A 13,708-nucleotide genomic window follows, 5' to 3' on the forward strand; every position below is an offset into this window, starting at 1 on the left:
TTGGTCTCGCGGTGGTGCGGTGCCTTCTAGGGGTTGTCGGGATCTACATGCGGCGGCCTCGGAGTGGGGCGCAGCCCAGCAGCCTGGCGCAGGCCGTGCTGTCGAACAGCGAGGTGCGGCCGGGGAGTTCGGCGAGTACGGGCACGCCGGGGAAGTAGCGTTCGAGCAGGTCGGCCGTCTGCTGTGGCGCGGAGGTGTCGGGTGCGGCGACGTTGATGACGTGGCTGCCCGTGAGCTTCGCGGTCAGGGCGTGCCGGATCACGGTGGCCGCGTCGCGGGTGTCCAGCCAGCCCCACAGGCCGCTGCGGTGTTCGCCGGGATCGGCGGCGACGTCGGCGAAGTGGCCCTTCAGCCGGGTGCTGGTGCCGGTGAAGGGCATCCGGAGGCTGACGACGTCCGTGCCCCAGCGGCGGTGGGTGGCGTGGGCGATCTCCTCCAGCACGAGCTTCGACAGCCCGTAGGGGTCCTCGACGAGGACGGGGTGCTGCTCGTCGAGGGGCAGGTAGCGGGGTGACAGCGGGCGCGGGGCCCAGGCCAGGCCGACGGCGGCGAGGCTGGACGTGGCGACGACGCGGGGCACCCCGGCCCGCCCGGCCTCGTCCAGGACACGGTGCGCGGTGAGGCAGTTGGCGGCGAACAGGGCGCTGTCGTCGTCGGAGATCGGGTGCGGGATCGCGGCCAGGTGGACGACCGCGTGGACGTCGTCCATGGCGGCGCGGACGACATCCGGGTCCCGGAGGTCGCCGGTGTGCACCCGGTCGACCCGCGCGTCGTCGACCGGTACCTGGTCGACGGCGACGAGCCGGTGCCCCCGCGCCGCCAGTTCACCGAGGACGTACCGCCCCAGGTGGCCGGCGGCTCCGGTGACGAGGACACGCATCAGCCCTTCACCGCCCCGACCAGGCCGCTGACAAAGTAGCGCTGGAGGAAGAGGAAGAGCAGGATCACCGGCACGACGACGATGAGCGCGCCCGCCATCAGGGTGTTGTACTGCGGCACGTTCTCCGAGGCGAGGCTCTGCAGGCCGAGCGGCAGGGTGAACTTCGAGGAGTCGTTGAGCGAGACCCTCGTCAGCAGGTACTCGTTCCAGGTCGGGATCGCCGTCAGCAGGGCTACGGTGATCAGCGCGGGCTTCGCCAGCGGCAGGTAGATGCCGGCGAAGATGCGGAACTCCGAGGCACCGTCGACGCGCGCGGAGTCCCGCAGTTCGCCGGGGATGGTGCTGAACGCCGCGGTCATCAGCAGGATCGACAGCGGGGCGCCGCCGTTGACGAAGGGCAGCACCAGGCCCCAGTGGGAGCCCAGCAGGCCGAGATCGCTCTCCAGGACAACGAGCGGCAGCATCACCGTCACACCGGGCACGAAGAGCAGGGCCATGAACATCCTCGACAGCGCCGTGCGGCCCTTGAAGCGCAGTACGGCGAACGCGTAGCCGGCCGCCGCGTACACCGCCAGGGTCAGCACCACCGTGTAGGTGGTGACCAGCACGCTGTTGAGGAAGTAGTCGAAGAAGTTGAGCCTGTTCCAGGTCTCGGTGAGCGTGCCGAAGGTCGGGTTGTCGGGGATCAGATGGCCGCCTCTGACCACCTCGATGGAGTCCTTGAAGGCGGCCGAGACCATCCACAGGAACGGGTACAGGCTGACGGCCGCGTAGCCGATCAGCAGCAGCAGAACGGTCGCTCGGGCGGCGATTCGGCCGACCGGGCGCGACTGCCCGCGCCGGGGTGCGGCCAGGTCGACGGTGGTCATACACGGCTCCTCAGTGCACGCAGGTTGATCAGGGCGAGCACCGTCGCCGCCGCGAAGAGCAGCCAGCCCAGGGCGCTGGCCAGGCCCAGGGTGGGCTTGAGGTTCTCCAGGAAGGCCAGTCGGTAGGTCTCCAGGCCGAGCACGCTGGTGTGGTCGCCGGGTCCGCCGTCCGTCATCACCAGGAAGGTCTGGAATCCCTGTAGCGACTCACGCAGGTTGAGCAGCACGTTGATGGCGGTCAGCGGCATCAGCAGGGGCCACACGACGGAGATGTTGGTACGCCACCAGCCGGCCCCGTCGAGCTGCGCGGCTTCCAGGACACTGCGGTCGATGCCCTGCAACCCGGTCAGGTACAGCAGCATCGCGACCGGAACGTTTCCCCAGACGATCACCACGATGAGCGTGCCGAGCGCGGTGTCGGGGTTGCCCAGCCAGCCCTGCGGCTCCTGGAGCGAACCGAGGCCGAGGGATCCGAGCAGGGAGTTGACGGCGCCATCGGGCCGCAGGATGTACTGCCACGCGAAATAGACCGCGATGCCGCTGGTCACGTACGGCACGAAGTAGACCGAGCGGAGCACGCCCTGCAATCGCTTGACCTGGTTGAGCAGGACGGCCAGCGGGAACGACACCGCGACGGTGAGCAGCGGCACGAAGGTCATCACCCAGAGGGTGTTGATCGCGGCCGTCCGCACCAGGGGCGCGTAGATCGGGCTGCGCCACAGCAGGTCGGCGTAGTTGTCGAAGCCGACCCACTTCCAGTTCGGGGCGTAGCCGTTCCAGGTGGCGAAGCTGAGCGCGAAGCCGTAGCCGACGGTGTACAGACCCATGACGGCGAAGAGCACCACCGCGGGGGCGACAAACAGATAGCCGGAGACGGCCTCGGTGCGTACACGCCGGCGGCGGGTGGGCGTCTTGCCCGGGGCCCCGGCCGGGGGCCGGCGGCGTGCGCCGCGGCCCCCGGAAGGCTCCGACAGTGCGGGGCGGTGTGCGGTGGTCACTAGCCGGCCGCCCAGTAGTTGTCCGTTCGTTCGGTGATCTTCTTGCCGGTCTCCGCCGGTGACAGCTTCTTCAGCGGGCTCATGTCGACGAGGATCATGGCGGCCTTGTCCTGCTCGTAGCCGGGCGGGAAGAAGGCGCGGTAATTCGGGTCGTACGTCGTCTCCGGGGTGCCCTCGAACGCGTCGAGGAGCGAGGTGAGGGTCGGGCCTACGATCTCCGAGGCGCCGTCGCCCAGTTCGGTGGCCGGCAGATCGGTGGACGCCTTCGCGAACTTCGCGGCGACCTCTGGCTGGGAAAGGTACTCCATCCACTTCGCGGCGTCGTCGGACTTCTCGGAGGTGGCGGAGAGCGTGAGGCTGGTCAGCGCGAGCGGGCCGAGCGCGGGGTCGGGGACCTGGCCGTCGGCGACCCCAGGGAACCCGAAGGCGTAGACGTCGTCGGGGTTCATGCCGTTCTCCTTGAGGAACGACAGCGTGAAGGTACCGCCGACGAGCCAGGCCGACTTGCCCTGGGCGAAGGCCTGGTCGGCCTCGTCGATGTTGAGCGCCTGAGTGCCCGGCATCCAGTAGGGGGTGAGCTGGTCGTACGTCTCAAGGACCTCGACGCCGGTCGGGGAGGACCAGCTGGCCGACTTGTCCTGGCCGAACAGGGCCTCATAGCCCTGCTTGCCGAGCATGGAGTAGGCGAGCGGCTGCGCGACCCAGGTCAGGCCCGTGTCGGGGACCTTCAGCCCCAGCGCCAGGCCGCCCTTCGTGGCGTCCTCGCCGGTCGTGGCCTTCAGCGCCTCGGTGAACTCCTCCCAGGTCGCGGGCGGCTTCTCCATGCCCGCGTCGGCGAGCATCTTCTTGTTGGCGTAGACGATGCCGAACGTGCCGGTGGTGAACGGGACACTGAACCGCTGGTCCTTCTCCACGCCGTTGAACTTGGACGTCTCCGACTGCGACTCCTTGAACCGCGCGTCGGTGACGTAGCCGGACTCCCTGATGTTGGCCGGGTAGCGGTTCAGCCATCCGTCGTCGACCACGTCGGTGAGTTCGGCGACCACGCCGTTCGCGCCGAAGCCCAGGTCCTCGCCGTCGGAGTGGGTCTCCATGACGTCCGGCAGGTCGCCGGTCTTGGCGGAAGTCTGGATCTTGGTGGCGAAGGCGTCGTCCGGGGTGTACGCCTCGACCTCGACCTTGATGCCGGTTTCCTTCTCGAAGTCCTGCGCCGCCGCTTTGAGCCCGGCGACGTGGGACTGCTTGAAGGTCCACATCTCCAGGGTGTCCGAGTCCCCGGAGCCGGAGGAACCCCCGCACGCGGTCAGGATCAGGGCGGCTGCCGCGGCCACAGCCGCCAGCCGGGCGGTCCGGGAATGACGTAGGCGCATTGCCCTTACCTCGCTATGCTTCATTCAGGTAGCCGAATATCGTTGGGTGACCTGAACATAGAGACGCCGTGATATAGCGTCAAGCAGCGCGTCAAGAAACGTCCTGACCGGGCGTCAGAACGCCGGCACGGGAAGCGGAGGTTCCGGTGGAGTCAGTGGCAGCAGCGGCGGGTGATCGCAAGCCCGAGGAGGTCAAGTCCGCGGCGCGGGTGCTGGAGGTCCTCGAACTCCTGGGCGCGGACGGCGCCAAGCTCTCACTGGCCGAGCTGGCCGGCGCGATGCGGGTGCCGAAGAGCAGCCTGCACGCGGTCCTGCGCACGATGGAGGCGCGCGGCTGGGTCGACGTCGACGCCCGCGGCACGCGCTACGGCCTGGGCCTGAAGGCGCTGATGACCGGCACCGCCTACCTGGAGGGCGACGACGTGGTGAGCATCGCGGGGCCGGTGCTCGACGCGCTCGCAGAGGAGACCGGGGAGGCCGTGCATCTCACCCGGCTCTCCGGCGCCGACGTGGTCCACCTGGCCAAGCGCGAGTCCCGGCACGCCCTGCGCATGTACACGCCGGTGGGCCACCGGGTGCCGGCCCACGCCACCGCGCCGGGCAAGGCGATGCTCGCGCAGTTCGAGCCGGGCGAGGTCGACCGGCGACTCAGCTGGCCGCTGGCCCGGATCACCCCGGACACCGTCACCGACCCCGGCGAACTGGCGGCCCAGCTCGCGGAGGCGCGGTTGCGCGGCTGGGCGCAGGACGACGGCGAGAGCTCGCCCGGCGTGCGCGGTGTGGCGGTGGCGCTCGGCACCGACGAGCAGGGCGGCGACGCGATCAGCTGCTCGGCGCCCAGCAGCCGGATGGACGACCGGCGCACGGAGGAGGTGGCGCTGGCAGTGACGGAGGCCGCGCACTCGTTGCGCACTCTGCTCAAGCGGCTCGGTCAGCACTGAGGCGCAGGGCCGGCGGGGACGGTGTGCCGGGCAGGCTTTGACACAGCGGCCGGCATTGGCGGCTCGGGCGTCGGCGTTGACAGGACTCAACCAACTCCGTTCGGATAGCCGTACGCCTTACGCCTATCCGCACGCTGGAGTTCTCATGGCAGACCCTGCCGTCACCCCCGCGCTGCTCGCCCCGGCCCCGTGGGTCGAGGAGCGCGGCGCGAAGATCCGCATCACGGCCGTGCGCACCTTCCTCACCGCCCCGCACGGCTGCCCGCACCTGATCGTGCGGGTCGAGACCAACGATCCCGGACTCTACGGCCTCGGCTGCGCGAGCGACCCGCAGCGAACGCTCGCGGTACGCACCGTACTCGACGAGTACCTGGGCCCGCTGCTGCTCGGCCGCGACCCCGACGACATCGAGGACATCCACCGGCTGCTGCTCAACAGTTCCTACTGGCGCGGCGGTTCGATCGAGGGCAACGCGCTCGGCGGGGTCGACGTGGCACTGTGGGACCTCAAGGCCAAGCGTCTCGGTGCGCCGCTGCACTCCCTCTTCGGCGGCCGGGTGCGCCGGCGGGCCGATGCCTACACCCATGTGTCCGGCACGGACCCTGCCGAGATCGCCGACAAGGTGACGGCGGTACGGGAGCGCGGGTTTCGGCACGTCCGCGTACAGGTCGCCGTGCCCGGCTCCGACACCTACGGCACCGCGCGCGCCGGTGCCGTGGACGCCGCGGCGGCGCGCGGGCGGCGGGTGCCGTGGGACTCCGCCGCCTATCTGCGCACGGTGCCCAAAGCGCTGGCCCGGGTGCGTGAACTGGTCGGCGACGAGGTGGAGTTGCTGCACGACGTGCACGAGCGGCTCGACCCGCGTCAGGCGCGGGAGTTCCTCCGCCGGGTCGAGGAGGTGGGCCTCTACTTCGTCGAGGACCTGCTCGCGCCCGAGGACGCCCGGCACTTCGCCCGGCTGCACGCCGCCTCGCCCGTACCGCTCGCGGTCGGTGAACTCTTCCACGACAGCGGGCAGTTCGTGGCCCTGCTGGACAACCCGGACATCGACTTCGCCCGGCTGCGCATTCCCACGCTCGGCGGTCTCACGCCGGCGCGGAAGCTCGCGGCTCTCTGCGAACTGCGCGGCGTGCGGCTCGCCCCGCACGGCCCCGCGGACGTCAGCCCCGTCGCGCAGGCCGCGACACTCGCGCTCGACGTCAGCAGTCACGCCTTCGGGGTCCAGGAGGCGGCGACGTTCGCGCCCGCGGTGGCCGAGGTCTTCCCCGGGACGGTGGTGCCCGTCGACGGCGCCCTGGAACCGCACCCGGCGCCGGGCCACGGCGTGGACTTCGACGAGGCCGCCGCCCGCCGTCACCCCGTGCCCGCACCGCTGGAGCACGACCGCTGGGCGCTGCTGCGGGCGACGGACGGAAGCGTGCAACGCCCTTAGCCCCCGGCAGCGGCCGCCCGGTGGGCAATTGGGCCGCGGCCGGCCGCGCAGTGACGAATGTCAGGCAATTCTCTGCCAGAAATCGAAGACGCTGTAAATAAATAAGCCTGACCGCACACCAGCGCATTTCCTCAACTGCATTTCACCATGGGCGAGAAGGGCCTTGACTTAATAACACACGTGGTTTTACATGACCGGCACGAGCTGGACAGGAAGGTCCATCCATGCATGCTCACCAGCAGGCCGGCGAGGAGCGCACGCTCAAGCTCCTCAACGAGCGGCTGCGGCCCGCGCTGTACCGCCACCGTGTGCCCATGGACATCACAGCCTGGACCGCACCGGGCGAACCCGTTCCCGCACGGGTGGCCCGGCGCGCCGAATTCCAGCCGTTCACCGTCGGCGGTGAATGGGGAGCGCCCTGGTCCACCACCTGGTTCCGGTTCCTGGCGGAGATTCCGGAGCGCTGGGCGGGACGCCGCGTCGAGGCGTTCTTCGATCTCGGCTTCGACGTCACGCGCGGCCCCGGCGGCCAGGCCGAGGGATTCGTCCACGACGAGAACGGCAAGCCCCTGCAAGGCCTGCACCCCTACAACCAGACGCTGCTGCTGACCCGTTCGGCCACCGGACGCGAGCCCGTCCACCTGCTGGTCGAGGCCGCCGCCAACCCGTCGATCATCGGCAGCGCCGGAATCGGCACCCACTACGGCGACCCCGTGACCGCCGGTGACGCGGCCCTCTACCGGCTCCGGCGCGCCGACGTCGTGGTCCGCGAGGAGGACGTCTGGCACCTCATCCACGACATGGAGGTGCTGGAGGAGCTGATGCGGGCGCTGCCCGACTCGCTGCCCCGCCGGCACATGATCCGCCGCGCCCTGGAACAGGCCGCCGACGCCATCGACCCGTACGACGTGGCGGGTACCGCCGGTCTCGCGCGGGAGATCCTCGCCCCGACCCTCGCGCGCCGCGCCCACGACTCCGCGCACACCGCGGTCGCCGTCGGCCACGCCCACATCGACTCCGCGTGGCTCTGGCCGGTACGCGAGACTTTACGCAAGTGCGCGCGCACCTTCTCCAACGTCGCCACGCTCGCCGAGGAGTACCCCGAGCTGGTCTTCGCGTGCTCCTCGGCCCAGCAGTACGCCTGGATGAAGGAGCATCAGCCGGAGGTCTACGACCGGATCCACAAGGCCGTCGCCGCCGGCAACTGGGCACCGGTCGGCGGCATGTGGGTGGAGGCGGACGGCAACCTGCCCGGCGGCGAGGCACTCGCCCGGCAACTCGTGTACGGCCGCCGCTTCTTCCGTGACGAGTTCGGCGTCGAGACCGACGGCGTCTGGCTGCCGGACTCCTTCGGCTACACCGCCGCCTACCCCCAGCTCGCCGCGCTCGCGGGGGCGCGCTGGTTCCTCACCCAGAAGCTGTCGTGGAACGACACCAACCGGCTGCCCCACCACACCTTCTGGTGGGAGGGCATCGACGGCACCCGGATCTTCACCCATTTCCCGCCGGTCGACACCTACAACGCCGAGCTGACCGGCGCCGAACTCGCCCACGCCGTCGCCAACTACTCCGACAAGAGCGACGGGACCCGATCGCTGGTCCCCTTCGGCCACGGCGACGGAGGCGGCGGCCCGACCGCCGGGATGATGGAACGGGCTCGCCGCCTCGCCGACCTCGAGGGCTCGCCGAAGGTCGAGATCCAGCACCCGTCGGCCTTCTTCCAGCAGGCGCGCGCGGAGTACCCGGACGCTCCGGTGTGGCGGGGCGAGCTGTATCTGGAGACCCACCGCGGCACGTACACCAGCCAGGCCCGCACCAAGCGCGGCAACCGGCGCAGCGAATCGCTGCTGCGCGAGGCGGAGTTGTGGGCGGCGACCGCGGCGGTGCGGGAGGGCGCCGCGTACCCCTACGACGAGCTGACCGAGCTGTGGAAGCAGGTGTTGCTCAACCAGTTCCACGACATCCTGCCCGGCTCGTCCATCGCCTGGGTGCACAAGGAGGCCGAGCAGACCTACGCGCGGATCCACCGGCGCCTGGAACGCCTCGTCGAGCGGGCGACCGGCCCCTACGAGGAGGGCGGCGGACCGCCGGCCGTGCTCAACGCCGCGCCGTTCGCGCGCCGCGAGGTCGTCGTCGTGGACGCCGCGCCCGCCACGGCGGACGCGCAGCGGCTCGCCGACGGCCGCTGGGCGGTGCTCGCCGAGGCCCCGGCGCTCGGGCGCGGCCCCGCGGGACTGCCCGAACAGCACGTCACGCCGGTCACGGTGACCGACGAGGACGGCCTCGTCCTGGACAACGGCCTGCTGCGGATCCGGCTCGACGACCACGGCCTCGTACGCTCCGCCATCGACCTCGCCACCGGACGGGACGCCATCGCGCCCGGCGCGGCCGGCAACCTGCTCCAGCTGCACCCGGACGACCCGGTCCGCTGGAGCGCCTGGAACCTCGACCCGCACTACCGCTCCACCCACCGCGATCTCACCGACGCGGTCTCCGTCGAACTCCGCGACCACGGGCCCCTGTTGGCGACCGTCCGCGTCACCCGCTCCACCGGCCGGTCCACCGTCGTACAGGACCTGACACTCACCGCGGGAAGCCACACCCTCGTGGTTGACAACGATATCGACTGGCGTGAACGGGACATGATCCTCAAGGCGTCCTGGCCGCTGAACGTCCACGCCGAGCACGCGCGCGCCGAGATCCAGTTCGGGCACGTCGAGCGCCCCACCCACGAGAACACCAGCTGGGACGCGGCCCGCTTCGAGATATGGGCGCACCGCTGGATCCACGTCGGCGAGCACAACTGGGGGGTCGCCCTGGCCACCGACTCCACGTACGGCCACGACGTCGGCCGCCACACCCGCGAGGGCGGCGGCACCACGACGACCGTACGGCTGTCGCTGCTGCGCGCGCCGCACAGCCCCGACCCGTACGCCGACCGGGGCGCGCACCGGTTCCGATACGCGCTGCGCCCCGGCGCCGACGTCGGGGCGGCCGTCGCCGAGGGCTACGCGCTCAACCTGCCGCTGCGCCCTGCCGCGCACGCCGCCGGCCCGGCCGCACGACCGCTGGTGGCCGTCGACAACCCGGACGTGGTGGTGGAGGCGGTCAAGCTCGCCGACGACCGGTCAGGCGACGTGGTCGTCCGGCTCTACGAGTCCCGTGGCGGCCAGGCACGGGCCACCCTCACCGCAGACTTTCCCGTCGCGGGCGTCCAGGAGACGGACCTGCTGGAGGACCCGGTCACCGAACGGGCCCACGCGGACGGCGAAGTGTCCCTGACCCTGCGCCCGTTCCAGATCCTGACCCTCCGTCTGTCCCGGCCGCGGCGGGACGCCGATGGCTGAGCAACCACCGCCCGCCGCGACCCAGACGCTGCGCCAGTGGGCAGCCCAGAACGGGCCGCTCGCGCTGCGCGCCCGGATCGTGCTGCTCGCCGCCGAGGGCCTGCGGGACGCCGCCATCGCCCGGCGGCTCGGCGTCTCCCGCCAGACCGTCGGCACCTGGCGGCACCGCTGGGCGGACCGGGGCCTCGACGGGCTGCGCGGCCAGGCCCGCCCCGGGCGCCCGGCCACCGTCGACGACGCCGAGGTCATCACCCGTACGCTGCTCGGTGCCGGCAGCCGGGCCGCGTCCCGGGCCATCGCCCGCGAACTCGGCCTGTCCCACGCCACGGTCGCCGGCATCCGGCGCCGCTGGGCCGCCGGACCGCCCGCCGACCCGCCGCTTCCCGGCCCCGACGTCTGGGTCATCGGCCTGCACGCGGACGCCGAACGCACCGTCCTGCTCACCGGCACCCGCCCCGACCCGGCCGGCACACCCCCGGCGAGCACCGCCGTCGGCACCGACGTGCTGACGGAGCTGGACCGGGCGTGCGACGCACTGACCGTCGCACGCGACGGGCTGCCCCCGTCCGGCCGTGCCGGGGCACTGGCCACGTTCCTGACCAGGGCGAGCAGGCGACACCCGCACGTTGCCCTGCACGCCGTCACGCTGTGGAACGTCTCCGGATCCGGCGACACGCACCGGTCCGCGGCCGGCCCGGCCGACGTCACGTTCCACCGCATCCCCGCCACCACCACCTGGCGCAGCTATCTACGGGCCATGGTCGCCCTCGACAGCACCCGGCACCCCGAGTCGTCGCGCCGGGTGTACCTGGATCTCGCCGGAGCCATCGGCCGGTACGCCGAGGACCCGCCGGGCGAACCGCTGCAGTGGCTGCGCGAGAGCATCGCCAGCCACGCGCCCTCGGGCGAGGAGCCGGACGCGGCGCTGCGCCGCGAGACCGCGGGCGGCGCCAACCACATCGACCTGGGTTCCTTCAACGAATGCGTCGTCATCGAGTCCGTCCGGCTCGCCGGCACCATCACGCGCGGCGAGATCGCCCACCGCACGGGCCTGACCCAGCAGTCCGTCTCCCGTATCTCCCGTTCGCTGCTCGCCCGCGGGATCCTCGTCGAGGACGCCCAGCTGCGCGCGACCTCCGGCAAGCCGCGAACACCCGTACGGCTGCGCGGGGACGCGGCGCACGCGGTCGGTATCCATATCGACCCCGAGGTCTTCACGGCGGTCGTGATCGACCTGGACGGCGCGCTCGTCACCGTGCGCTCGCAGCCGGTGCGCCCCACGGCCGACCCGGAGGTACTGGTCAAGCAGGTGGTGCAGCTCGGCGGCGAAGTGCTGGCCGACGCGCGTGGCGCGGTGCGCGAGGACGGGTTCCTCGGCATCGGCGTCGCGGTGCCCGGTCCCGTCGACATCGCCTCGGGCACCGTGCTCGACCCGCCGCTGATGTCGGTGTGGACCGATCTGCCGCTGCTCTATCTCCTCAAGGACCACTTCCAGTGCCCTCTCATCATGGAGAAGGACGCGGCGGCGGCAGCGGCGGGCGAACGCTGGATCGGCCGTGACAGCCGCTCCCGCGACTTCGTCTATCTCTACCTGGGCACGGGCGTGGGCTCCGGCCTCTACCTCAACGGCGACCTCTACCGAGGCATCAGCGCCAACGCCGGTGAGTTCGGGCAGCTCTGCGCGGTCGCCCTCGGCCGCACCGGATCCGGTGGCCGGCCGGAGATCCTGCCCGAGTGCAACCCGCCGGTCGGGCTCTCCCAACTGGCCGAGCAACACGGCTGTTCCGCGGGCACGGAACGGCCGGGCAGCCCGGCGGCGTACCGGACCATCACGCGGGCAGCGGAGACCGGCGACCCGGCGGCGGGCGCCGCGCTGCGCGATCTGGCCCGGGCCATCGGACAGGGCACCGTCGGCCTCGTCGACCTGCTCGACATCGACCTCGTCGTCCTCGGCGGCCCGTTCTTCACCGACGAGGCCGCTCCTCTCTACCTCGCCCACATCGCCGAGATGGTCAACGACTTCCCGACCGCCCGGCGGCTGCGCCATGTCGACGTCGAGGCGTCGGTGCTGGGCCCGGAGGCCGCGGCGGTCGGCGCGGCATCGACCATCTTCCACGCCACGTTCACCCCACGGCTGCGGGGGAACGCCCTGCGCCGCTCCTCGCCGGGGGCGGGGCAGTTTCCGTGAGGGCGGAGTCGGGGGCTCGGCGGCGCCGTCAGTCGCCGTCCACCAGTCTGACGCCCAGCCGACGAACGCCCTGCGCATCGCAAACTTCGACTACTTCATGCGGCGCGACTTCGCCGCGGTCATCCACGACACACTCGACATCACCGCGCTGAAGGGCGTCAGCGCGCACATCGTTCCCGCCGCCGGCAGGCAGAGTCAGGCCGGCCGCCCCTCCATCACCCCTGGTGGTACCAGATCGAGCCGCCCTCCGGGGGCACATACCGACACCTGATCTGGACAAATCATCCGCGAATTGGGGCCAGTTGGAGTCGCCATGGCGGGTCCGCTGAACGGCTCTGTCAGCGATTTCCGGCCGCCCTTCGACTATCAGGTGTCGTCGGGACTGTCCGCGAGAGATCCGCCTATCCAGAAGGGCAGTGCCTTTTGGTCTTTGCTCAATGACCGTCGTATTGCGTTGACCAACTGCACCTGCGCTTGGGCGGGCGCTCTACTGGCCCGGGCGAACTCCTCCACGCTCAACGGATCACGCAACGGATCGCGTGCCGGGTCACGCGCCACCTGGTCCAGGAACGCGTTGACGGCTTTGCCGAAGTTGTCGATCTCCGCCGCGACGGGCGCGGGGGCGACCAGGCTGGCACGGGTCAGGGTTGCGCTCCACTCGCTCCAGTCGTAGTCCCATCCTTGTCGGCCGGCATGGGCGCGACTGATGGTCATCGTGAACTTGGCGTAGTGGCTGATCAGTTCCTGGTAGGCGATCAACTGCTTGTCCCGCAGCCACTGACGGTCCTGGGCCCGGTGCGTGACCATGCCCCCGACCAGGACCCCGATCGTGGCGGACAGCGCCCCGGCGGCCGTTGTCACCAGTGTGTCCAGCAGTGCCACCCGAGGCCCCGCATCCCCTGTAGCTCGAACGTCAGCGGCTCGAACCTACTGGCGACCAACCTCCGGCGACAATGCCCAACTGTGCCCGGGTGTTCTGCAGCTTGTGGGTGAAGCGGTGCATGTGGGGGTCGAGCAGCTCGTCCGACTCATCGAGCACCTGCTCATAGGTCAGCCACCGGATCGCGTTGAACTCCTCCTGGTCGTAGGAGGTGATGGTGTCAGCGTCGGTGATGAGGAGGTACCAGAGCGAGACGTCAGTGTGTGCGCCCTGCCCCCGCGTTTCGGTGACGGTGAGGAAAAGGGGGAGCTCGCCGGTGATCGGCGATGCCGTGGCCTGGATGCCCAGCTCCTCACGACATTCGCGGACCACCGCGGCCCACGGGTCCTCACCCGGCTCGACATGTCCGCCAGGCGGCAGCCACAGGCCCGCCTTACGGTGCGCGACGAGCAACAGCTGACCGCGCGCGTCGTCGAGGACGACGAAATAGCTCACCAAGTGCATCGCGGGAACATCCGGCTTGTGCACTCGGTAGACCGGGGCTCCGCTGGCGATCCACTGCGCGGCGGTCTTCAGGTGCGTGCGCTCCAGGCTGTCCCAGGGTTCGATGGCGCAAACCAGCCCCAGAAGGCGGGCACGCAGCTGATCGCCATTGTCCGTGAGCGGGTGGCCAGTTGAGGTCATCCGCACATTCTGTCTGGAGGCACTGACAGACGACGTCGATGCCGAATCAATTTGCCCAACTTAGGCAGTTTGGGCGTCACGCAATAAATCATTCAAACTTCTCAGGATTTGCCATGGAT

General features: G+C 70.8%; 10 protein-coding genes. 4 read left to right on the forward strand and 6 right to left on the reverse strand.

Translation table 11 applies throughout. From position 1 onward, the window contains the following. Positions 1-43 precede the first annotated feature (43 nt). From ACIHFB_RS00360 to ACIHFB_RS00375, 4 genes are read right to left on the reverse strand one after another with little or no spacing between them, the layout of a single operon-like run. Positions 44-880: an NAD-dependent epimerase/dehydratase family protein gene (locus tag ACIHFB_RS00360; protein ID WP_400124646.1), complete on the reverse strand. Its 837-nt coding sequence runs from the start codon at positions 878-880 to the stop codon at positions 44-46. Continuing rightward, positions 880-1,749: a carbohydrate ABC transporter permease gene (locus tag ACIHFB_RS00365; RefSeq protein ID WP_400124648.1), complete on the reverse strand. Its 870-nt coding sequence runs from the start codon at positions 1,747-1,749 to the stop codon at positions 880-882. Before ACIHFB_RS00365 ends, ACIHFB_RS00360 begins: the two co-directional genes overlap by 1 nt. After that, on the reverse strand, positions 1,746-2,747 hold the full coding sequence (locus ACIHFB_RS00370) for a carbohydrate ABC transporter permease (RefSeq protein WP_400124649.1): 1,002 nt from the start codon (positions 2,745-2,747) through the stop codon (positions 1,746-1,748). Before ACIHFB_RS00370 ends, ACIHFB_RS00365 begins: the two co-directional genes overlap by 4 nt. Beyond that, positions 2,747-4,117 (reverse strand): ABC transporter substrate-binding protein, encoded by a 1,371-nt coding sequence (locus ACIHFB_RS00375; protein WP_400124652.1) that lies wholly within the window; start codon positions 4,115-4,117, stop codon positions 2,747-2,749. The genes ACIHFB_RS00370 and ACIHFB_RS00375 overlap by 1 nt, the downstream gene beginning before the upstream one ends. A gap of 146 nt (positions 4,118-4,263) precedes the next feature. On the opposite strand from ACIHFB_RS00375, the gene ACIHFB_RS00380 reads away from it, so the two are divergent. From ACIHFB_RS00380 to ACIHFB_RS00395, 4 genes are all read left to right on the forward strand, one after another. Beyond that, positions 4,264-5,058, forward strand: coding sequence for an IclR family transcriptional regulator (locus ACIHFB_RS00380; RefSeq protein ID WP_400124654.1), 795 nt, complete (start codon positions 4,264-4,266; stop codon positions 5,056-5,058). A gap of 145 nt (positions 5,059-5,203) precedes the next feature. Further along, positions 5,204-6,490, forward strand: coding sequence for an enolase C-terminal domain-like protein (locus ACIHFB_RS00385; RefSeq protein ID WP_365282116.1), 1,287 nt, complete (start codon positions 5,204-5,206; stop codon positions 6,488-6,490). A gap of 224 nt (positions 6,491-6,714) precedes the next feature. Beyond that, a complete protein-coding gene (locus tag ACIHFB_RS00390) occupies positions 6,715-9,837 on the forward strand; it encodes an alpha-mannosidase (protein WP_400124656.1) in 3,123 nt (1,040 codons plus the stop codon). Next, a complete protein-coding gene (locus tag ACIHFB_RS00395) occupies positions 9,830-12,025 on the forward strand; it encodes an ROK family protein (RefSeq protein ID WP_400124658.1) in 2,196 nt (731 codons plus the stop codon). The genes ACIHFB_RS00390 and ACIHFB_RS00395 overlap by 8 nt, the downstream gene beginning before the upstream one ends. A 366-nt stretch (positions 12,026-12,391) precedes the next feature. Here the strand turns inward: ACIHFB_RS00395 and ACIHFB_RS00400 are convergent, their stop codons facing one another. Together ACIHFB_RS00400 and ACIHFB_RS00405 are read right to left on the reverse strand one after the other, a co-directional pair. Next, positions 12,392-12,907 (reverse strand): hypothetical protein, encoded by a 516-nt coding sequence (locus tag ACIHFB_RS00400; protein WP_400124660.1) that lies wholly within the window; start codon positions 12,905-12,907, stop codon positions 12,392-12,394. Between the two features lie 31 nt (positions 12,908-12,938). Next, a complete protein-coding gene (locus ACIHFB_RS00405; RefSeq protein WP_365282121.1) occupies positions 12,939-13,589 on the reverse strand; it encodes an NUDIX domain-containing protein in 651 nt (216 codons plus the stop codon). Between the last annotated feature and the right edge of the window lie 119 nt (positions 13,590-13,708).

Source organism: Streptomyces sp. NPDC051963 (assembly GCF_044593495.1).
In the GTDB taxonomy this organism is placed as follows: Bacteria; Actinomycetota; Actinomycetes; order Streptomycetales; family Streptomycetaceae; genus Streptomyces.

What these genes read in the sequence shown, in the direction of transcription:
- ACIHFB_RS00360 (WP_400124646.1), bottom strand. Translation starts at nt 880, where the DNA reads ATGCGTGTCCTCGTCACCGGAGCCGCCGGCCACCTGGGGCGGTACGTC.
- ACIHFB_RS00365 (WP_400124648.1), bottom strand. Translation starts at nt 1,749, where the DNA reads ATGACCACCGTCGACCTGGCCGCACCCCGGCGCGGGCAGTCGCGCCCG.
- ACIHFB_RS00375 (WP_400124652.1), bottom strand. Translation starts at nt 4,117, where the DNA reads ATGCGCCTACGTCATTCCCGGACCGCCCGGCTGGCGGCTGTGGCCGCG.
- ACIHFB_RS00385 (WP_365282116.1), top strand. Translation starts at nt 5,204, where the DNA reads ATGGCAGACCCTGCCGTCACCCCCGCGCTGCTCGCCCCGGCCCCGTGG.
- ACIHFB_RS00390 (WP_400124656.1), top strand. Translation starts at nt 6,715, where the DNA reads ATGCATGCTCACCAGCAGGCCGGCGAGGAGCGCACGCTCAAGCTCCTC.
- ACIHFB_RS00395 (WP_400124658.1), top strand. Translation starts at nt 9,830, where the DNA reads ATGGCTGAGCAACCACCGCCCGCCGCGACCCAGACGCTGCGCCAGTGG.
- ACIHFB_RS00405 (WP_365282121.1), bottom strand. Translation starts at nt 13,589, where the DNA reads ATGACCTCAACTGGCCACCCGCTCACGGACAATGGCGATCAGCTGCGT.